19 protein-coding genes and 1 pseudogene are annotated in these 20,785 nt (G+C 54.8%); 19 read left to right on the top strand and 1 reads right to left on the bottom strand.

Annotation, left to right across the window (positions count from 1 at the left end; all coding sequences use genetic code 11):
- The first annotated feature begins 13 nt into the window (after positions 1-13).
- From ACFO9Q_RS16100 to ACFO9Q_RS16045, 12 genes are all read left to right on the top strand, one after another.
- Positions 14-913, top strand: a complete 900-nt coding sequence (locus tag ACFO9Q_RS16100; protein WP_379183855.1) for a DUF2232 domain-containing protein — start codon at positions 14-16, stop codon at positions 911-913.
- Between the two features lie 18 nt (positions 914-931).
- On the top strand, positions 932-2,893 hold the full coding sequence (locus ACFO9Q_RS16095) for a DHH family phosphoesterase (RefSeq protein WP_379183853.1): 1,962 nt from the start codon (positions 932-934) through the stop codon (positions 2,891-2,893).
- The gene (gene rplI, locus ACFO9Q_RS16090) at positions 2,890-3,333 is read left to right on the top strand and encodes a 50S ribosomal protein L9 (RefSeq protein ID WP_379183851.1); all 444 of its coding nucleotides are present in this window, start codon (positions 2,890-2,892) and stop codon (positions 3,331-3,333) included. The genes ACFO9Q_RS16095 and rplI overlap by 4 nt, the downstream gene beginning before the upstream one ends.
- A gap of 94 nt (positions 3,334-3,427) precedes the next feature.
- The gene (gene dnaB, locus ACFO9Q_RS16085; protein WP_379183849.1) at positions 3,428-4,789 is read left to right on the top strand and encodes a replicative DNA helicase; all 1,362 of its coding nucleotides are present in this window, start codon (positions 3,428-3,430) and stop codon (positions 4,787-4,789) included.
- A 189-nt stretch (positions 4,790-4,978) separates the two neighbouring features.
- Positions 4,979-6,265: an adenylosuccinate synthase gene (locus tag ACFO9Q_RS16080; protein WP_379183847.1), complete on the top strand. Its 1,287-nt coding sequence runs from the start codon at positions 4,979-4,981 to the stop codon at positions 6,263-6,265.
- Positions 6,266-7,538: 1,273 nt separating this feature from the next.
- Positions 7,539-8,432 (top strand): hypothetical protein, encoded by an 894-nt coding sequence (locus tag ACFO9Q_RS16075; RefSeq protein ID WP_379183845.1) that lies wholly within the window; start codon positions 7,539-7,541, stop codon positions 8,430-8,432.
- A gap of 164 nt (positions 8,433-8,596) precedes the next feature.
- Positions 8,597-10,177, top strand: coding sequence for a peptidoglycan DD-metalloendopeptidase family protein (locus ACFO9Q_RS16070; protein ID WP_379183843.1), 1,581 nt, complete (start codon positions 8,597-8,599; stop codon positions 10,175-10,177).
- A 169-nt stretch (positions 10,178-10,346) separates the two neighbouring features.
- The gene (gene yycF, locus ACFO9Q_RS16065; protein ID WP_379183841.1) at positions 10,347-11,093 is read left to right on the top strand and encodes a response regulator YycF; all 747 of its coding nucleotides are present in this window, start codon (positions 10,347-10,349) and stop codon (positions 11,091-11,093) included.
- Complete coding sequence (gene walK, locus ACFO9Q_RS16060) at positions 11,090-12,928, top strand: cell wall metabolism sensor histidine kinase WalK (protein ID WP_379183839.1); 1,839 nt, start codon at positions 11,090-11,092, stop codon at positions 12,926-12,928. Before yycF ends, walK begins: the two co-directional genes overlap by 4 nt.
- Positions 12,928-14,346: a YycH family regulatory protein gene (locus ACFO9Q_RS16055; RefSeq protein WP_379183837.1), complete on the top strand. Its 1,419-nt coding sequence runs from the start codon at positions 12,928-12,930 to the stop codon at positions 14,344-14,346. Before walK ends, ACFO9Q_RS16055 begins: the two co-directional genes overlap by 1 nt.
- Positions 14,346-15,104 (top strand): two-component system regulatory protein YycI, encoded by a 759-nt coding sequence (gene yycI / locus ACFO9Q_RS16050; RefSeq protein WP_379183835.1) that lies wholly within the window; start codon positions 14,346-14,348, stop codon positions 15,102-15,104. The genes ACFO9Q_RS16055 and yycI overlap by 1 nt, the downstream gene beginning before the upstream one ends.
- Before the next feature lie 29 nt (positions 15,105-15,133).
- Positions 15,134-15,946 (top strand): MBL fold metallo-hydrolase, encoded by an 813-nt coding sequence (locus ACFO9Q_RS16045; protein WP_379183833.1) that lies wholly within the window; start codon positions 15,134-15,136, stop codon positions 15,944-15,946.
- Here ACFO9Q_RS16045 and ACFO9Q_RS16040 read toward each other — a convergent pair.
- Entirely contained in the window at positions 15,943-16,185 is a 243-nt protein-coding gene (locus ACFO9Q_RS16040) for a hypothetical protein (protein WP_379183831.1), read from the bottom strand. The two genes, ACFO9Q_RS16045 and ACFO9Q_RS16040, sit on opposite strands and share 4 nt — an antisense overlap.
- Positions 16,186-16,379: 194 nt before the next feature.
- On the opposite strand from ACFO9Q_RS16040, the gene ACFO9Q_RS16035 reads away from it, so the two are divergent.
- The 7 genes and pseudogenes from ACFO9Q_RS16035 to ACFO9Q_RS16005 form a co-directional block, all read left to right on the top strand.
- Positions 16,380-17,759 carry a S1C family serine protease gene (locus ACFO9Q_RS16035; protein ID WP_379183829.1) on the top strand — a complete coding sequence of 460 codons (1,380 nt, stop codon included), beginning with the start codon at positions 16,380-16,382 and terminating at the stop codon, positions 17,757-17,759.
- Between the two features lie 144 nt (positions 17,760-17,903).
- Positions 17,904-18,071 (top strand): CxxH/CxxC protein, encoded by a 168-nt coding sequence (locus ACFO9Q_RS16030; protein WP_379183821.1) that lies wholly within the window; start codon positions 17,904-17,906, stop codon positions 18,069-18,071.
- Between the two features lies 1 nt (position 18,072).
- Complete coding sequence (rlmH, locus tag ACFO9Q_RS16025) at positions 18,073-18,552, top strand: 23S rRNA (pseudouridine(1915)-N(3))-methyltransferase RlmH (protein WP_379183827.1); 480 nt, start codon at positions 18,073-18,075, stop codon at positions 18,550-18,552.
- A gap of 81 nt (positions 18,553-18,633) precedes the next feature.
- Complete coding sequence (locus ACFO9Q_RS16020) at positions 18,634-19,131, top strand: hypothetical protein (protein ID WP_379183825.1); 498 nt, start codon at positions 18,634-18,636, stop codon at positions 19,129-19,131.
- 205 nt (positions 19,132-19,336) lie between these two features.
- Positions 19,337-20,191 (top strand): AraC family transcriptional regulator, encoded by an 855-nt coding sequence (locus ACFO9Q_RS16015; protein ID WP_379183823.1) that lies wholly within the window; start codon positions 19,337-19,339, stop codon positions 20,189-20,191.
- A gap of 260 nt (positions 20,192-20,451) precedes the next feature.
- Positions 20,452-20,619, top strand: coding sequence for a CxxH/CxxC protein (locus ACFO9Q_RS16010; protein WP_379183821.1), 168 nt, complete (start codon positions 20,452-20,454; stop codon positions 20,617-20,619).
- Position 20,620: 1 nt separating this feature from the next.
- A pseudogene (locus ACFO9Q_RS16005) lies at positions 20,621-20,752 on the top strand (23S rRNA (pseudouridine(1915)-N(3))-methyltransferase RlmH); the annotation flags it as partial.
- Positions 20,753-20,785: the final 33 nt, after the last annotated feature.

The raw sequence follows: 20,785 nt of genomic DNA, 5'->3' as shown, positions 1-20,785 counted from the left end.
GAGGTGAAAAGGATTGAAGATCGGCCCTAAATCAATACTCTGGAGCGGGCTCCTGCTCCTAGCTATGTTATCCATCGTCGTACCGCTCCTTAACTTCATCACAGTTACCTTGATGATGGTTCCCTACGTCATCCTGTACACGACACTATCTCGGCGGGCCTTCGCGCTGCATGTGCTTCCGGTATGGCTCATTGCCTACCTGATACTCGGAGAAGCACCGCTCATCATCGGATTATTCTTCCTCATCCCCTCTCTTGTGATGGGGCATCTGTATCGCAAGCAAGCGCCGGCCTTGAAGATCTTAGCATCCTCTATGATTGCCTTCCTAGCCCAGCTGCTTGCTATCCTCTTCACCCTGGAGGTTGTACTGAAGCTGTCCCTAATAAGGGGGATGAGGGATCTCGTGCGCGAGACTTCAGCAGATATGCAGGCGAAGGGGCTCCTTCCGGCCGGCTGGAACTCGGACTACACGGAAGAGATGATTCGTCTCATGACGCAATCGATCCCGCTGACGCTGATCGCAATGTCCTTCTTCTACATCGTCATTGCTCACTATGTATCCAGACGGATGCTCCGCAGGCAAGGGGTAGCTGTGCCGGGTCTTCCTGAGGCGAAGGATTGGCGAGTACCGCGCATTATGGTGCTGTACTACCTCATCATTATGGTACTGGACTTCATCGCGGCGAATGATCAATCGTTCATGACGACAGCAGTAGTTAACCTGCTGCCGCTCATTCGATTCGTCTTCCAGGTTCAGGCAGTCGGATTCATGTTCTTCCTCGCGCATGAGCGGGGCTGGAACAAGTCGATTGCTGTCCTCATGTCTATTCCTGTTCTCTTGTTCCCGCCGCTCAGCCTGCTTGGGCTGTTCGACGCGATCTTCCCGATACGCAGAGCATTGAAGAAATCCTAGCACAGGGGCGAAGCGGATATGCCTAAGTTCTTAATTACACGTTGGCACGGCATGCATCAGGTGTGGGCATTCGTGCTGCTCATCGCGATGACCGTAGCACTGGCTTGGTATGAATGGCTGCTCGGACTGCTTGCGCTGCTGTTCACCGGTGCCCTTGGCGTCTATACCGTGCTGGCGGAGCGGGCCTTCCGGAAGGACCTGAAGTCTTACCTGGGGACGTTATCCTATCGGGTGAAGAAGGCAGGCAACGACGTCATCTCAGAGCTGCCGTTCGGCATTATTATCTATAACGAAGAGAGCCATGTGGAGTGGCACAATCCTTATATTGCAGCGATGCTGGAGCAGGAGTCTGCCGTAGGGCAGCCGCTTGCGGACTTATTCCCGGTCCTGCAGAGCATGAAGGAGCAGGACGGTCCGATCCAGACGAATCTGGGTGAAGAGGTCTATGAGCTCATCAATAAGCCCAAGGAGCGCATTCTATACGTAAGGAATATTACGGAGCTCTGGGAGCTAGGGAAGCGGTACGAGGATGAGAAGCTGGCACTGGGCATTGTCATGATAGACAATCTGGATGAAGCGACCCAAGGGATGGATGATCATGCCCGCAGCGCACTTCTCTCCAAGGTCACCGCAGAGATTACGGAATGGGCACAGCGGTTCCAGCTGTATCTGAAGCGGCTGAACTCGGACCGATTCCTGCTAATTACGGATCAATACATGCTTGGACAACTGGAGCAGTCCCGATTCCTCATCCTGGATGAGGTAAGGGAGCTGGCCTGTGACTCGAAGATTCCAGTGACACTGAGCATCGGCTTCTCTGCAGGCGCAGAGAGCATCATCGAGCTTGGTCAATGGACCCAGACCAGTCTAGATATGGCGCTTGGACGCGGCGGCGATCAGGCTGCGATTAAGGTGGGCAGCCGCCAGTCCTTCTACGGCGGCAAGTCCGGCGCAGTAGAGAAGCGTACGCGGGTGAGAGCCCGCGTGGTTGCCCATGCGCTGCGTGACCTCATTAAGGAGAGCAGCAATGTCGTCATCATGGGGCACAAGATGCCCGACATGGATGCCATCGGGGCTGCCATCGGGGTGATGAAGGCGGCTCAAGTATTCGGCAAGGAAGCCTTCGTCGTACTGGAGGGAGTGAATCCTGCCATCCAGAGAATGATGGATATGCTGAAGGAAGACGAGAAGCTGATGAAGCGGTTCGTCTCCCCTGAGCAAGCGGGAACGCTCATCCATGATGATACGCTAGTCGTTGTCGTGGATACACACAAGGCCTCGATGGTGAAGGAGCCGCGGCTGCTGGCACAGGCAAGGCGTATCGTGGTCATAGACCATCACCGGCGCAGCGAGGAGTTCCTCGCGAATGCGCTGCTCGTCTACTTGGAGCCGTACGCATCCTCCACTTGTGAGCTGGTAACGGAGCTGCTGCAATATATTGCAGACCGTATCGTGCTCGAGGTGAATGAGTCCACCTCGCTGCTCGCCGGCATTACCGTAGATACGAAGAGCTTCTCCCTTCGTACCGGGGCTCGCACATTCGAGGCGGCCTCCTTCCTCCGAAGGAATGGCGCCGACTCGACGAAGATTCAGCGGATGCTGAAGGAGGATATCTCGGAGTACGTACGCAAGGCGGATATTATTAAGCATGCAGAAGTGGTCTACGAGCATGTTGCGATTGCGGTAACGGAGCCGGGGAAGAAGTATTCCCAGCTGATGATTGCCCAGACTGCCGATACGCTGCTCAACATGACGGGAATTATGGCATCGTTCGTCATCGGCGAGAGGCAGGATGGCTTAATTGGTATTAGCGCTCGTTCCCTGGGTCACATGAATGTACAGGTGGTCATGGAACGAATGGGCGGTGGCGGTCATCTGACGAATGCAGCAGCGCAGCTGGAAGGAACGACAGCCTCTGCTGCAGAGAAGCTTCGCAAGGTGCTCGATCATATTCATAAGGAAGAGGGGTTATTCGAATGAAGGTAATATTGCTTAAGGATGTTAAGGGACAAGGTAAGAAGGGCGACGTGAAGGATCTATCGGAAGGGTATGTGCGCAACTTCCTGCTGCCGCAAGGACTGGCTAAGCCGGCCTCAGACGGCAACCTGAAGACGCTGGAGGTGCAGAATGCCTCCGAGCAGAAGCGCAAGGAGAAGGAGAAGGAAGATGCTCAGGCGCTAGGCAAGCGTCTCGAGGAGATGACGGTTGTCATCACGACGAAGGCCGGGGAAGGCGGACGGTTGTTCGGCGCCGTCACCAGCAAGCAGATCGCAGAGGCGCTCGCGGCGAAGGGCATCAAGATCGACAAGCGCAAGATTGAGCTGGAGGATCCAATTCGTACACTCGGCGTGACGCAGGTGCCAGTGAAGCTGCATCCGGAAGTGAAGGCGAAGCTGAACGTGCAGACAGCCGAAGGATAAGATTGGCGGAAGCTTTTGCAACGGTGATGTGGTTAAATGGATAGATGCACTTGTACGGATATAATCAAGTTCAACTTAAGAAGGAGGGACCCCCATGAGTACAGAGCTGATGTTCGATCGTGTCCCGCCGCAGAATATGGAGGCCGAGCAAGCGGTTATCGGTGCCGTCCTGCTTCAAGCAGAAGCGCTCATTACGGCGATGGAACGGCTGCGCAGCGAAGACTTCTACGGCGTCTCCCATCAGAGAATATATGAAGCTATGATTCATCTGGCAGAGAATAATCTGCCTATCGACCTGGTTACACTAACCTCATATCTCAATGATCAGCAGCTGCTTGAAGAGATTGGAGGCGTCAGCTACCTAGCGAAGCTGGCCAACTCCGTCCCGACAGCGGCCAATGTGGATTATTACGCGCAGATTGTCGAAGAGAAGTCGCTCATGCGGCGGCTCATTCGAACGGCAACCGAGATTGTCACGAACGGCTATGCCGGCTCCGAGGATGTCAGCATCCTGCTCGGCGACGCGGAAGCGCGCATCATGGAGATCTCCAACCGGCGCTCCTCCAGCGGCTTCATCTCCATCCGAGATGTGCTGATGGAAGTGTTCGAGAAGGTGGAGATGCTCTATACGAACAAGGGCGGCTCGACGGGCATCCCTTCCGGCTTCACCGATCTGGACAAGATGACCTCGGGGTTCCAGCGCAATGACCTGATCATCGTAGCCGCACGACCTTCCGTTGGGAAAACAGCCTTCGCCCTCAACATCGCGCAAAATGTCGGCGTTCGAGCAGGCGAGACCGTCGCGATCTTCTCCCTCGAGATGTCCGCGGCCCAGCTCGTTCAGCGGATGATCTGTGCGGAGTCGAATGTCGACGCTGGCCGGATGCGGACAGGTTATCTCGAAGGCGATGACTGGGAGAAGCTGACGATGGCGATTGGCTCATTGTCGGAAGCGCAGATCTATATTGATGATACGCCGGGCATTACGGTAGCGGAGATTCGCGCGAAGTGCCGCCGGCTGAAGAAGGAACGCGGACTTGGCATGATTCTCATCGACTACCTGCAGCTCATCCAAGGGCGCGGCAAGGCTGGCGAGAACCGCCAACAGGAAGTATCCGAGATCTCGCGTACGCTGAAGCAGATTGCCCGTGAGCTGGAAGTTCCGGTCATTGCCCTGTCACAGCTGAGCCGGGGTGTCGAGCAGCGTCAGGACAAGCGTCCGATGATGTCAGACCTTCGGGAATCGGGATCGATCGAGCAAGATGCTGACATCGTAGCCTTCCTCTATCGGGATGATTACTACGACAAGGAATCCGAGAAGAAGAATATCATCGAGATTATTATCGCTAAGCAGCGTAATGGTCCGGTTGGAACGGTAGAGCTCGTCTTCTTGAAAAACTACAATAAATTCGTAAGCCTAGACAGATCACACGAAGAACCGTCTCAGGCCTCATAAATTCCGAACAATTGCATGGGCAGCCATGCAATTGTTCGCTTTTAGAATTGACTTCTCGCAAGAGGACTGCTACACTAATAATGCTGCTTTTTGACTTTAGTGCTGTGCCCTAGCAATGGGCGGTGAACAGACTAGGGCTTGTAAGCGGTAATTTTCGGTGTCTTCTATACACCGGACGGGGGTATGATTATGTCTACGGTTGTTGTTGTCGGTACACAGTGGGGAGACGAAGGAAAAGGCAAGATTACGGACTACCTGGCAGAGGGTGCCGACGTCGTCGCTCGTTACCAAGGAGGTAACAATGCCGGACACACCATTCTCATCGGCAATAAGAAGTATAAGCTGACTATGATTCCATCGGGTATCTTCAATAATGATAAATCCTGCATCATCGGCAACGGGATGGTTATTAACCCGCAAGCGCTGATTGAGGAAATTAACTATATTCATGACAATGGCTTCTCAACCGCCAACCTGAAGATCAGTGACCGCGCGCATGTCATCATGCCGTATCACCTGGTGCTGGACGGTCTGGAGGAAGAGCGTAAGGGCGACAACAAGATCGGTACAACTCGTAAGGGTATCGGTCCTTGCTACATGGACAAGGCGGCTCGTAACGGCGTTCGGATCGCAGATCTGATGGATGCTGAGGAGTTCGAGCTTCGCGTTCGCGCTCTCGTAGCCGACAAGAACCAAGTGATTCAGCAGGTGTACAGCGGCGAGACGCTTGATGCGGACACGATTATCCGTGAGTACTTAGAGTATGCTGAGGTGCTTCGTCCATACGTGACGGACACGTCCGTTATTCTGAATGATGCGATTGACTCTGGCAAAAAAGTGCTGTTCGAAGGCGCGCAAGGCGTCATGCTCGATATTGACCAAGGTACTTACCCGTACGTCACATCGTCCAATCCGTCCGCGGGCGGCGTATGCATCGGCTCGGGCGTAGGCCCTTCGAAGATTCAACAGGTAATCGGAGTAGCGAAGGCTTACACGACCCGCGTAGGCGATGGTCCATTCCCTACGGAGCAGATCAATGCCATCGGCGATCTGATTCGTGACAAGGGCCACGAGTACGGCACGGTAACCGGTCGTCCGCGCCGCGTAGGCTGGTTCGACAGCGTGGTCGTCCGCCACGCCCGCCGCGTGAGCGGCATCACGGGCTTGTCCCTGAACTCGCTCGATGTAATGAGCGGGCTTGAGACCGTGAAGATCTGCACCGCCTACAAGTATCGCGGTGAGCTGATTGAGCATTACCCGGCATCGCTGAAGATACTGTCCGAGTGCGAAGCGGTGTACGAGGAGCTTCCTGGCTGGGATGAGGACATCACAAGCGCGAAGACGCTGGACGATCTGCCAGTGAACACTCGCAAGTACTTGGAGCGTGTATCCGAGCTGACAGGCATTCCGATCGCGATCTTCTCCGTCGGCCGCAACCGTGAGCAGACGAACCCGGTTCGTCCGATTTACGAATAGAACGGAACAAGAGCAGAATAGTGGTTTTAGGGCAGCGCCGGTGGCGCTGCTCTTTTTTCCGTGCGTAGAAGTCGGGGATAGGTGGAACTGGTGCGCTGTAGAGTATCTTAAGTAACCTGGATTGGTAGCTGTAAGGGTCCTGACGACCCTTTGAGCATGAGAAGTAACCCAGATTGGCAGCTGTAAGGGTCCAGACGACCCTTGGAGCAAGCGAAGTAACCCAGATTGATAGCTGTAAGGGTCCAGACGACCCTTGGAGCACGTGAAGTAACCTAGATTGGCAGCTGTAAGGGTCCTGATGACCCTTGGAGCATGGGAGTTAACCTGGATTGGCAGCTGTAAGGGTCCTGACGACCCTTGGAGCACGTGAAGTAACCTAGATTGGCAGCTGTAAGGGTCCTGACGACCCTTGGAGCATGGGAAGTAACCTAGATTGGCAGCTGTAAGGGAGGGTCCTGACGACCCTTGGAGCACGGGAGTTAACCCAGATTGATAGCTGTAAGGGTCCTGACGACCCTTGGAGCACGGGAGTTAACCTGGATTGGCAGCTGTAAGGGTCCTGACGACCCTAGGAGCACGAGAAGTAACCCAGATTGGCAGCTGTAAGGGTCCAGACGACCCTTGGAGCAAGCGAAGTAACCCAGATTGGCAGCTGTAAGGATCCTGACGACCCTTGGAGCATGCGAAGTAACCTAGATTGGCAGCTGTAAGGGTCCTGATGACCCTTGGAGCAAGCGAAGTAACCCAGATTGGTAGCTGTAAGGGTCCTGACGCCCCTTGGAGCACGCGAAGTAACCCAGATTGGCAGCTGTAAGGGTCCTGACACCAGTTGCAGCAGGTAAGTTCGAGCAAGTTGTAAGGGCAGAGCAGGGCTGGTTAGCAACTTAAGACTGCTGGGCAGTCTTAAGTAGGATAATTGCGAGTATGAAGGTAGAGTTAAGACCGATGAGCGGTCTTAAGTGTCCAGTAGCTACCCTGATGTGAGGTCTCTAAGCAACTTAAGACCTGTAATTGGTCTTAACTGGGCAGATGATGAGCATGAAGAGGTGGTTAAGACCGCTGAGCAGTCTTAAGTGACCGCAAGAGTTCAGCAACCGCAAGTGTCCAACAATGGCAAGTGCTCATCAGTGCTGGCAAGTGCCGGCTAGCAATTCTTAACCTATGCTAGGGAATGGTTCATCCTACAGTTGACCATAATGGTAGTAGCAGATTATGGTAAGTGCTTCCTGCAACCTTGCAGGTGAGCGCAGCGCTGGAAGGAGTGAACGATATCATGTGGAAAATGGCCGGATGGCTCGCCAAAATTGTGGCAGCCGGGTTAATGATAAGCTTCCTGTCGATCTGGACGACAGGGTATATTGTGAACAGCTACGTTGAGACGCTGCTGAAGCAGTTCAACGTGCCGCTGGAAACGAAGCCATTCGCCCTGTCAGGCGTATGGGGAAATCTATGGGGCGCAGGTGGGAATGAACATGCCAGCGGTGCAGATGATAAGGTCGGCGGCGATGAGGGTGCAGTAGGTGGAACGGCGGGCAATGGAGGTGGAGAGTCCGCAGTTGGCGGGACGGCGAACGATGGCAGTAGTGGGTCGACAGATGGTGGAACGGCGGGCAACGACGGTGAAGATTCCGCAGATGACGGAACAGCAAGCGGAGCAGCGGGCGACGGAGACGCATCAACAGATGACGGAGATGCATCAGCTAACGGAACGGGAGACGGCGCAGATACCGACGATCACGGCACAGCGTCCGGAGACGGAGATACGCCACCGGTTGCGATTGACGCCTTCCAGGATGAGGAGCAGGATCCGCTGACCGGCATCGGCGGAGGCTCGGGGCCGAAGGCGAACAGCGGCGCGACTCCGAGCTCGTCACCGACTCCGAATGGAGAGAGCGCCGGGACTTCCGGCACGGATCCGAAGGACACGGAGACCGCGGTGTCGGCCGAGGACCTGAATGATGTGAAGAACGAGATGTCCAGCGAGGACAAGGACCGGCTGTTCGCCTTGCTCATGACGAAGCTGCCGCAGGAAGCGTGGCAGAGCATCTCCACCTATGCCGAGAATGGGCTGACGAAGGACGAATTGACGAACGTTCAGCAGATCATGGCACAGCACTTGAACAAGGAAGAATACGAGCAGATGATGGACATTCTGAAGAAATATTAATCGTTTGCAAAGGCCGATAAGGTTGCCCCTCTCAGAAAGGCTGTGTTACAGTAGTAGACGAGTAATCCCCCTAACCGGGATTATTCGTCTTTTTTCTGCTTCCACAGGAGCAGCAACTCTAGCACTATATCTACTAGAAGTTCATAGTTGAGAAGGAGACGATCATGACCGTTTTCAGGAGTAATGGTCGGATTCGGAAGGCATGGGACGGTACCGTCCAATACTTCCGTGGTAACCGATCGCAAGACTTGAAGGGCACGACCCAGCAGCACTCAGAGCCAGCCGCTGCCACGCCAATCTGGCGGAGCAAGAAGGCTGTCATCGCAGGAGGAGCGCTGGTGATCCTAGCAGCAACGGGAATTGGCGGATTCCAATACGTACAAGCGAACACAGTTGATTATTACCAGGTATATAGGAATGGATCTGCCATAGGTACCGTAAGCAAGCCGGAAGATGTGGAGCAGATGCTCGCACAGAAGACCGATCAGGTGAAGGAAGCGAACGCTGGATTGCAGATGGTCGTCGAACCAGGCGACATCACCTTCGAGCCGAAGAGTGGGTACAAAGCCGTACCAGCTACAGAAGCGACGCTCACCCAGCTGTCGGAATTAGTCGAATCGCATGCGATCGGCGTAGAAGTGAAGGTGAACGGCAAGGTCGTCGGCGTCGTGAAGGACCAAGCGACCGCAGATGCGGTGTTGGCACGCGTACAGACGAAGTTCGCGCCATCGCTGGCGAAGACGAAGCAGCTGGCTCAGCAGGTGCGGACGATGTCCTACAGCACTGGCGCAAGCAAGGTCAAGCCAGAGCAGAAGAAGGCAGCCCCGCCCGAGGCAACGAAGCCCGGTCGTCAGATGACGGAGGTCGCGTTCGTCGAGAAGGTGCAGATGGGGGAAGCTGAGATTGATCCGGCGAAGATCAAGGATGCCGAAGAAGTGTACAAGCTCCTCATTCAAGGCAGCGTGAAGCCAACGAAGTACACGATACAGGAAGGCGATTGCATCGGATGCATCGCACAGAAGTTCAATATCTCTCCTCAAGTGATCTACGAGAACAACCCTTGGATTGTGGACGACCAGATTAAGGCCGGCGATGTGCTGGACCTGACGGTGCTGCAGCCTGAGGTGACGGTGAAGACGGTAGAGAATGTGACGGAGAGCGTGACGATTGAAGCTCCGCAGGAGATTCGCAAGAATGCCGCGATGAAGCTTGGTGAGTCCAAGACGATTCAGGAAGGCGTAGACGGCGAGAAGCATCTTACATACCGCGTGGTGAAGCAGAACGGTTATGAGATGAGCGAAGACTTAGTATCTACGAAGGTCGTCAAGGAAGCGATCCCTACCATCATCCTGAAGGGAACGAAGGTGATTCTAGGCGAGGGCAGCGGTCGATTCGCGATGCCGGTAGCCGGCGGAAGAATCTCCTCCAAGTTCGGCCAGCGGTGGGGCAAGCTGCACAAGGGGATTGACCTGACAGGCAGCCGCAGCATTCTAGCCGCGGACAACGGAGTAGTCGAGTTCGCAGGCAAGAAGAATGGGTACGGCATGACTGTTATTATTAATCACAAGAACGGCTTCAAGACCTTGTACGGACATATGAGCTCGATTAATGTGAAGCGCGGAGCAACGGTCGGCAAGGGTGCGAAGATTGGCGTGATGGGCAGCACAGGGCACTCGACTGGCGTTCATCTGCACTTCGAGATCTACAAGAATGGTGTACTGAAGAACCCATTGTCTTATCTATAGATTCCTATACGAGGGGGCATCGCCACACAGCCAAGGCTGGAGCGATGCCCCCTCTTACATTCCTGCTCAGACGGCCTCAAGGTTGGTGGAACTTTCATTGTGAACTATACGACAGCCTATGGTAAAATAATAGCAACGAAAATAGGACAAGCGAACAGGCGGTGTTACGATGCACGGTAAAATTCTAGTGGTCGACGACGAACAGCCGATTGCCGATATACTGAAGTTCAACCTGGAGAAGGAAGGGTACCAGGTTATCTGCGCCTTTGACGGCGGCGAGGCCGTACGCCTCGCCTTCGAGGAGCAGCCGGATCTGATGCTGCTCGATCTCATGCTGCCGGTCAAGGACGGCATGGATGTATGCCGCGAGGTACGAGCGAAGCTGCACATGCCGATCATTATGCTGACGGCGAAGGACACCGAGATCGACAAGGTGCTTGGCCTGGAGCTGGGCGCAGACGACTATGTGACGAAGCCCTTCTCGACGCGCGAGCTGCTGGCGCGGGTGAAGGCGCATCTGCGCCGCCAGCAGAAGGCGGATTCCGCAGCCGGAAGCGCAGATCATGCAGGCGATGCGGGGGATGAGAAGCAGGGCTTGCAGATCTTTAACCTTTTTATCGATACGGATATGTACGTGGTCAATAAGGATGGCGTGCCGCTCGATCTGACGCACCGGGAGTATGAGCTCGTTCACTATATGGCGCGCAACAGCGGTAAGGTGATGACTCGGGAGCATCTGCTGCAGGCAGTGTGGGGCTTCGAATACTTCGGCGACGTGCGGACGGTCGATGTGACGATTCGCAGGCTGCGGGAGAAGATTGAGGATGACCCGAGCCGTCCGGAATATATACTGACGAGGCGCGGCCTCGGCTACATGATGCGCAATCCGAAGTCGGGAGGCTTCGGGTACGGATGATCGGCAGACGGTTCTTCCGCACCATCCAGGTGAAGCTCGTCATCATCTATCTGCTGCTCATCCTCGTGGCGATGCAGCTCATCGGCGTCTACTTCATCTCCACGGTGAAGGCGTCGCTGACGGACAACTTCACGCAGAATCTACGAGATCAGACGGGGATCCTATCGAAGTTCGCTGCGCAGAAGCTGTCTGACAGCAGCCAGGGGACGGAGAACGGGGACAAGATGCGAGAGGAGCTCGGGCTGTTCGTGCAGAACCTGTTCTCCATCAGCGGCGCGGAGGTGCAGGTGCTCGATCTGAACGGCAAGCTGCTGGCCACGTCCCTGCAAGCGCATCAGTCCTACATCGGGCAGAAGAATACGTCTCTAGCGGTCACCCGCGCGCTTCATAATATACGGAACAATGAGGAAGAGATTATAGACGAGGATGGCCTTCGCAAAAAAGTGATAGCCGAACCAGCCCTCACCTCCGGCGGCAAGGTCGTCGGGGCGGTGTACGTCGTCGCGTCGATGAAGGACCTCTATCAGACGGTGGATCAGGTGAACCGGATCTTCATCTCCGGTACGCTCATTGCCCTGGGGCTGACGGGTGCGCTCGGCATTATACTCGCCCATACCATTACAAGCCCAATTAAGGGACTGACCAGACATGCTGCTGCCATGGCAGATGGGAGATTCGATCTGAAGGTGCCGGTGCTGGGCGATGATGAGATCGGCAGGCTCAGCTATGCCTTCAACGACATGACGATTCGGCTGAAGGAAGCCTTGTCGGTCAACGAAGAGGAGAATGAGAAGCTGCTCTCCGTCCTCTCGAATATGAGCGATGGTGTGGTGGCGGCGGATGAGAATGGCCGCGTCATCGTCTGGAACCGCCGCGCGCTGGAGCTGTTGAACCGGAAGAGCTGCGAAGGCTGCGACATCGGCGAGCTGCTGGGCCTGCCCAAGGCTGAGACCGAGGAGCTGCTGCAGGGAGGGGAACAGACGCTCATCGTAGCTAGAGACAACGAAGAGGACTTAGAGGATGAAGAGACGATTATGCGGGTGAACTTCCGCTCGATTCGCCGCCGGGACAAGGGGCTGACCGGTACGATTGCCGTCCTGCAGGACATTACCGAGCAGGAGAAGCTCGAGCAGTCCCGCCGCCAATTCGTGGCGAACGTCTCCCATGAGCTGCGCACTCCTCTGACGACGATCAAGAGCTATGCAGAGGCGCTCGATGACGGCGCGCTGGAGGAGAAGGAGCTGTCCGAGCGATTCGTTGGGGTCATTCGGAATGAGACGGAGCGGATGATTCGTCTCGTCACCGATCTGCTCCATCTGTCGAGGCTGGACTCCAATCAAGCGCCGCTCAGACGCAGAGAGACGAATATTCATGAGATGCTCGATGAGGTCGCAGACCGGTTCTCCTTCCAGCTCAGGCAGAAGGCGATACGCGCCCATGTGCGTGTCGAGCGAGGACTAACGACAGCTTGGCTCGATCGCGATCAGATTGACCAGGTGCTGGACAATCTGTTCTCCAATGCGATCAAGTACACGCTCGATGGAGGACAGATTGAAGTGTCGGCGCGCAAGCAGAATGACGAAGTGATGGCGATCAGTGTGAAGGATACGGGCATAGGCATTCCGAACAAGGATCTGGGGCGAATCTTCGACCGATTCTATCGGGTGGACAAGGCCAGATCACGGAATATGGGAGGTACGGGACTAGGCCTCTCTATTGCCCGGGAAATCGTCAAGGCACACGGAGGAACGATCGCTCTGGAGTCCGAGTACAACGAAGGAACGACGGTCACCTTCACCTTGCCGCTGCTCCATGAAGAGGCGGTGCTTGCCTAATGGAGAGATTGAAGACGATTGCGCTCATTCTGCTCGTCGCGTTAAGCCTCGTACAGAGCTACCTGCTCGCATACAGCATGCCAGGGCTAGGCGCAACGGTGCGAGTGGAGCAGGATTATGTCAACACCGAGCCGCTAGGGCCGGCGGAGGATGTGGATAGCGTTGTTTTCCCCGAGGAGCTGATTCTGCACTTCGGCAACAAGCGACATTCGGTGCTTCGCCCGGAATCGACGTTCTACAACCAGATCTACCGTATGATTCAGGGGCGGGAGTTCAAGGGATTCCAGCGCCGGCCGTCCAATGTGCTGAATTGGCAGTTGGTGCGGGATGAGCATGTTGGCATCGAGCTGCGCTTCGGAAGCGGGGTTCCGGTCGATCTGCTCCGCAAGACGCAGGCGATGAAGCTCGACGGCGATCTGCTGTTCCTGAATGAAGTGATTGACCGCATCTGGATCTACAAGGAGAAGGGAAGCGAGGAGGTACGGACGTACTTCTTCAGCGCGGATGGACAGATGGTGTTCGAGTCGGTCCGGGCGGATCTCACCGTTCGAGATGTGGAGAATTATGTCGGCTTCGGCGAATACCAGACGCTGTATGATGCGACAGCAGACGGCATCTATGTCCCGGTTAAGCCGGTCCAGGCGGTGCAGATTACGGTCCCCTATGAGACCTACTCGCCGGAGCTGATGCAGCGGAACCTATTCTTCGACCCGAGCACGACGAGAGCGATTGAGGATCGGAACGGGTCGCGAATCTATACGGACGGCAAGCGCGGCTTGCAGGTGGAGCAGGACGGCAAGTGGATCTCGTACACCGACCCCGCTGCTCCGCAGAATAGTGATAATCAGATGACGGACAACGTCTATGCGTCGGTGGACTTCATTAACGACCATGGCGGCTGGGACGGCAAGCATCGGTTCATCTATCCCGGTGCGGACGCGAAGGGACAGACCGTCATCTTCCAGCAGTATTATGATCAATATCCAGTCCTGCAGCAATCGACATTCAACTACGGCTATATGAAGCTGGTGCTGCAGCAGGGTGCTGTGACGGAATATGGCCGATCCCTAATCACGATCGGTCAAGCCGAGGACAAGCGCGAGCTTCGCTGGCTGCATGGCGGCGACTTGCTGAGGCAGGCACTGGCGAATTACAGCCGCCGGGCGGATGTCGAATCGCTGTATCCTGCGCTGCAAGCCCGGTTCACCGGTACGGAGGAGAAGAAGATGGTGTTCGTGCCGGTATGGGCTGTACGGCTGGAGGACGGCACGCAGGATATGCTGCTGGAAGCCTACCCGACAGGGTTCGATGCAGGAGCACTGGCAGCCTCCGAGGAGGAAGCAGAGGAAGCGGAAGTGCCGGCAGAGAGCGGCTCTGTAGATGGCATAGCAGGCGGATTAGCGGGAGGTGAGGGCTGATGGATTGGAGACGAGCGAAGAGTATTCTGATCTTCTCCTTCCTGCTGCTGAACCTGCTGCTGGGCTATCAGCTATGGCTCGACATTCGTGAGCAATTCGATGCGAGCGTGACGACGGCGGAGCTGCCGCCGGAGACGCAGAGCATTATGAAGGAGAAGCGGATTCAGCTGAAGGCGAGTCTGCCGGTGGAGACGCCTGCGCTGCAGGATGTGACGTACCGGTACAAGGCGGACGGACCGCCGGAGGCGAGAGTGAAGCATGAGCTGGCGGAGCCGGTGGATAGTAAGGTGATCTTTTCACCCGTGAAGGATATGCTGAAGGCGTTAAGCGGACAGATCCCGGATCTGGCCAAGTATGAATATGACCCCAATGTAAGAAGCGACAAGGTATTCGTCCTCTACCGGATGAACGAGGGGCTGCCAATGTTCAAGGTGAAGCTGGAGCTGTACTACAGCAATCAGAAGATTACCTCGTACAGTCAAGACACGGCAGAGCTGACGGGGACGGTGAAGGGGAAGCAAGAGCAGGTGCTGCCGGCCTCCAAGGTAGCGGCTAACCTGATCGAGAATCATCTGGCGGACGGTGCGATCATTACGAATATCCGGCTGGGCTATCATGGGCAGATCTTCGATTCGGAGACACAGCTTGCGGCGCCCTCCTGGCGGGTACTATTAGATAGCGGGGATATCTACTATGTGCACGCGATCAGCGGGAAGGTCGTGAAGGATAATGATGCACCGGAGGCAGAGCGGCCATAACGGGGAGCAGGAAGGACAGGACGATAGACATGGGATTATCATTCACTGTACTGGCCAGCGGCTCGACCGGCAACGCGACGATTGTCCGTAATGGAGAACGTACGGTGCTGGTGGACGCGGGGCATAGTGCTAAGAAGTTAGAGGAGCTGATGCGGGAGCGGGGAGTAGCAGGCCATCATCTGGATGCGCTCTTCGTCACGCATGAGCATTCCGATCATATTAAGGGACTTGGCGCCTTCGCGCGCAAGTACGAGCTGCCGGTGTACGCCAATGCGGCCACATGGGAAGCGATGGAGCGGCATGTGGGCAAGCTGGATCCGGACAAGTGCATACGAATGGAGACTGGGGAATGTATCGACTTCGGGACGATGCAGGTGCAGTCCTACGCGATCTCGCATGATGCGGCAGAGCCTGTCGGCTACACGTTCACGGATCAAGGCGTTAAGCTGAGTCTGGCAACGGACCTTGGATATGTGAGCGACAAGGTGAAGCGGCAGATCATCGATTCCGATGTGCTCGTGCTGGAGTCGAACCATGATACGGAGATGCTGCGCATGGGCCGTTATCCTTGGAATATTAAGCGGCGGATCCTGAGCGACATCGGGCACTTATCCAATGTAGCGGCGGGCGAAGCGCTCTGCGAGCTGATGACGGATCGGACCAAGAGAGTATATCTGGCTCATCTGAGCCTGGATCACAATCAGATGGACCTGGCCAAGCTGACGGTTCGTTCTGTTTTGGAGAACAACGGAATATTTTACAAGCAAGAGGACTTCCCGCTTAGGGAGACGTATCACGACCGGCCTACCGAATGGGATGAGGTACACAAGAAGAGCTCTTAGAGGGGGCGATGTTCAGAGGCAGCGGGCTTGCGCCAGGCAGCGATCGTAGATTCCAGCTCGGAGTCCAGCGCTTCGGCCTTCAGAGCCAGCTCTTCCTTCGAGAGAATTCCCTTCTCTACCAGCAACTCTAGCATCGCGCCGAGCGTTAGTATAGTATGATAGTGGTCATCCTTCAGGTCAGCGAGCTTCGCTGCCAGCTGTACGTGCTCCCAGGATGAGGGGGACTTGGACTTGATCATAGGAAATAATTCGCTCCTTCCACTAGTAACTCTATTATTATTCTAGTCTAATCTTCCGAAAACATTCCTAGAACCGCAGAAAATTATTCCAATCTACAACTAGCGTTAACGGCTGTCGCTGACCTCTGGCGGCATGCGCGGCGCAGTTACCAATAAATTCTTGATGTCCGGGGCATCGAGAGGAGCGAATGGCAATGAGCTTGTTCAGAGACGACTTCTATTCCACCAAAGTATCCAGACGCACACGCACGATGGGGAAAACCGGCCTAACCTACAGTTCCAAGAGGAACAGGGGCGGCTGGTCAACGGTGCGCATCGCCTTCCTGTCATCGTTCACGAGCGCAATCGCGGCGATGCTGTTATTCGGCGTATTCTTCGGAACGGGCAGCGGCGGGATCGGCAGCAGCGGGGGCGTGAGGACGACGGCAGCCTCTCTGCAGGCGGGAGATCCGCTGGAGCGGACGATTCAAGCGGCAGCGAAGGTGCGGCCAGCGGTGGTGAGCGTCATTAATGAACAAGCGATGGCGCTTGGCATGGATGAAGCAGCGGAGGGTGCTGAAGAGGGAACCCTGGAGGAAGCGGGCGTCGGTTCAGGCGTCATCTACAAGAAGAGCGGCGGCAAGGCACTCATCATTACGAACTATCATGTCGTTGCGAATGCGGCAGCTGTGAAGGCGGTGCTGATGAACGGTGAGAAGCGGGAAGCTAAGGTCGTCGGCAAGGACCAGATCACCGATCTGGCCGTGCTGGAGATTGATGCGGCTGGCATCGATGTCGTAGCCGAGATCGGCGACTCCCAGAAGCTTCGCGCCGGCGAGTTCGTCATGGCGATCGGCAATCCGCTCGGGCTGGGCGACTCGCTCACGATGGGCATCGTCAGCAAGACGCGCCAGATCGTCCCGGTGTCGCTGAACCAGGACGGCGTCTACGACTGGGAGCAGGAGGTCATCCAGATTGATGCCTCGATTAACAACGGCAATAGCGGTGGACCGCTCATCGATATGAACGGCCGAGTAGTCGGCATCAACTCGATGAAGGTCGCCGACCTCGGCGTAGAGGGCATCGGCTTCGCCATCCCGATGGCGAATGCTCAGCCGATCGTTAATAGCTTAGTTGAGCATGGCAAGGTGCCTCGTCCTTACATCGGCGTGTACACATTGGATCTGGAGCAGTACTGGGCTCAGCAGGGGATGCTGGAGGGGTCTGAGGGTGCTGAAGCGGGATCGGACGTCGAGGGAGATGGCGGAGAGCAGGATAAGGATGGGGACGGCAAGGATGATGGCGCTGAGGGCGATGAGGGGTCGAATAGGGATGCATCCGAGCTGAAGCTGCCGGATGAGGTGTTCGACGGAGTAATCGTGCTGGAAGCGTCCGGACCGGCGAAGAAGGCGGGCCTCGAGTTCAACGATGTGATCGTGAAGCTCGATGGCAAGAGCATCGGCAGTACCCTGGAGCTGCGCCAGTACATCTACGCCAACAAGAAGATTGGCGACGAGCTGGAAGTGACCTACTTCCGCGGCGGCAAGGAGCAGACGGTGACTCTGAAGCTGGCGGAGAAGGAAGAGGAGAAGTAGAGTTATGGGCCGGGGCTAGTAATAGACCGCGTTCCGCTGTAGAATAAGTGTGCTTTTCGCAGGGCTTTGATGTATGGGCGGTCAGCTGGTGCGGAAGGATAGGAATAACTATATTAAGACACAGAAGAGGGTTAGGGCAGATCTATGTATTGTGTATGCAAGGAACATGTGGAATTGGCAATTGATAAGTTCGTGGACGACTTCGAGGATGCGCCGGATATTGTGGACCTGAAGGAGACCAAGTTCGCGGACTGGGATCCTCCGGTGAAGTGTGAGCTGTGCGACGACCACGCGACGTTCTTGGTGGTGTAGGATGCACATTCAGATCGCCGCGGTCGGGAAGCTGAAGGAGAAGTACTTAACGCTTGGCATCGCAGAGTATGCCAAGCGGCTCGGGCCCTACGTGAAGCTGACGCTCACGGAGGTGCCCGATGAACGAGCGCCGGAGACGATGAGTCCGGCGGAGGAAGTGCAAGTGCGCGAGCGAGAGGGCGAGCGGCTTCTAGCGCAGCTGAAGCCGGACGCGCACGTGGTCGCGCTTGCCCTTGATGGTGAGCTGTGGTCGAGCGAGGATCTCGCTGCACAGCTTGATAAGTTAGCCACGTATGGGCGGAGCCACGTGGCTTTTGTCATTGGCGGGAGCACGGGCCTCGCTCCCGCTGTGTTGGCGCGCGCCCAGCAGAAGCTCAGCTTCGGGCGCATGACGCTCCCGCACCAGCTGATGCGCCTGGTGCTGCTCGAGCAGGTGTACCGCGCGGTGAAGATTAATAGGGGAGAACCGTACCACAAGTAGAGTGGAGCGAATTTTTGGATCTCCCTTGGGGGTAAAGTATGTATTATATATGTGTGTATGCTTCGGGGGGAGGGGTAGACTATGGGCGATATATGTACCATTTTGTTTCAAGTTAATATTAATCTCGATTTAGACTCATTTAGGGACAAGCTTGTCAATAAAGACTTTTTTCCTGGGGCCGTAACAATTAACACATTGGAGAATCAGATAAGTCAAATAACAACCAGTTTTGAAGACACTATTGAAATAAGATATGGTTCACTGGTTTATAAGTTTAATCAAAATAACATGGGGTTTATTAGAATTAATCGGGGGTGGATTGATTTTTTAACTTTTCCGCCAACGACAGAAATCACGAGGGAAATATGCCTTGAAGCAATGGAGTATTTCAAAAGCAAGGAAGCTATATATTTGTCTGATATGTATAGTTTTGATTACTTTTATAGTAAATTAAGTTGGTCCGATCTGAAAAAGTCACTTGCGAGAAGATTAGGCCCACCTCCTCAAAGCATAGGGGAGATATACAAGGAATATGAGGAGCATATTGAAGCTGCAGGATATTTTATAGAGATAAGGTAAGTCAATATGTAACTCGTTGAACAAAGCGAGAAAAGATTAGGCCATCCGTATAGGGTGGCCTTAAAACTAGACGTTACAGACAGTGCGGAGAGCTTTATCATAGGTAACGGCAAGTTTTAAGAACAAACTGACTTTTCCGTGCAGGAAATGCACGGCAGTCTTATCTAATCGGCGTTAAGATTGATCTCGAAGGGAGGGATTTTCGATGGATTGGTTGGGCAGGATGAACAACGCCATGGATTATATTGAATCTAATCTAGCTGATGATATCTCCTATGATCGAATAGCGCAGTTCGCCTGTTGTTCTACTTATCATTTTCAACGGATGTTTCCGTTCATTACTGGAGTAACGTTATCGGAGTACATCCGCCGTCGCCGGTTGACATTAGCAGCCTTCGAGCTGCAGACAACCGATGCGAAGGTCATTGATGTGGCTATGAGATATGGATACGAATCGCCGGAGGCGTTTGCACGGGCGTTCAAGAATCTCCATGGGATTGTTCCGATAGCCGCACGTGATACAGGAGTTGCGCTCAAGGCCTATCCTCGGATGTCCTTCCATATCTCAATAAGAGGAGATGTCGAGATGAATTACAGAATTGAAGAGCGAGGTTCTTTTGAAATGTTCGGAGTCTATGGCCTAATCCATTCGGAACAGCAAACAGCATTCGCCGAGGTTCCTCCATTCCGCAAAAAATGTGATGATGATGGCAGCGTTGATCTTATGAACGGCGTACTAGGACGTTTTGGAGACAACAATTTACACGCCGCTCTGTATGACCATACTAAAGAATCCTTCAAGTACATGGTTTGTTATTATTTACCGAAGGGACTTGAAGTACCGGATAGATTTACGACCCTCTCTATCCCGGCCTCAACGTGGGCGGTATTCCCTGAGCCGAAGTGTGATATGCAGAAGATATGGGAACGTATCTATTCCGAGTGGTTTCCAACATCCGAATACGAACAAGTTGAGGGACCAAGCTTCGAAATGTATTATGGCATGGCGCGGCACGGAAATGAAACCGGGGAAATATGGATACCTGTGAAGAAAAAATAATCCGTAGAAAAATCGAAAGTGGGGCCATCCGGCGAAGGATGGCTTTAAAACTTGCGTTATAGAGCACTTATAGGGATACAACAGAAGAGTAAGCAGATTGTTTCGTTATTAATGTTCAGGATGTAAACGAGTCGATTGAATCGACATCCCCAGCCCCGGCAGCTGCTGGAGGTTAAACATTCATACTTTTGACCAGGCCATTCTATGCGGAATGGTCTAATTGCTTTGCTTTTGACACAGACGAGGGTTAGGGCAGATTTATGTATTGTGTATGCAAAGAACATGTGGAATTGGCAATTGATAAGTTCGTGGACGACTTCGAGGATGCGCCGGATATTGTGGACCTGAAGGAGACCAAGTTCGCGGACTGGGATCCTCCGGTGAAGTGCGAGCTGTGCGACGACCACGCGACGTTCTTGGTGGTGTAGGATGCATATTCAGATAGCCGCGGTCGGGAAGCTGAAGGAGAAGTACTTAACGCTTGGCATCGCAGAGTATGCCAAGCGGCTCTGGCCCTACGTGAAGCTGACGCTCACGGAGGTGCCCGATGAACGAGCGCCGGTATCGGGGGGGGGGACCTTATCATTAGTTTCG

Origin of the sequence: Paenibacillus sp. GCM10023252 (assembly GCF_042653305.1) — a bacterium.
Taxonomy (GTDB): domain Bacteria; phylum Bacillota; class Bacilli; order Paenibacillales; family Paenibacillaceae; genus Pristimantibacillus.
This window is presented reverse-complemented; position numbering and strand designations above follow the sequence as displayed.